Raw genomic sequence first — 360 nt, 5'->3', positions numbered from 1 at the left:
CGTCAGCTCATCCAGCGCCGCGGCGGTCTGCTCCAGCGTCGCCGCCTGGCTTTCGGTGCGGTGCGACAGGTCATCGGAGGCCTGGCTGATCTCGGCGGCGCCGTTGCGGATGCTGCCGGAGGCCTCGATCACCTGCTGCACGGTGCCGCTGAGATTGCTGACGGTGCTGTTGAAGTTCTGCCGCAGCTGCTCGTATTCCTCCGGGAAGGCAGAGGTGATCGGCTGCGAGAAATCGCCGTCGGCGAGCTGCACCAGGCCGGCGCTCAGGCTTTCGACCACCTGCTGCTGCTGGCGCTGCATCTCGGCGCGCTCCTCCTCGGCGGCGCGGGCCAGCTTCAGGTCGTCCTGCATGGAGACCAG

1 pseudogene is annotated in these 360 nt (G+C 68.3%); it reads right to left on the bottom strand.

Annotation, left to right across the window (positions count from 1 at the left end):
* Nucleotides 1-360, bottom strand: a pseudogene (locus AC58NV_RS23755) (methyl-accepting chemotaxis protein); the annotation flags it as partial.

It is taken from the genome of Leisingera sp. ANG49 (assembly GCF_059694505.1).
The sequence above is the reverse complement of the archived record's forward strand: the minus strand, read 5'-3'. Positions and strand labels throughout refer to the sequence as shown.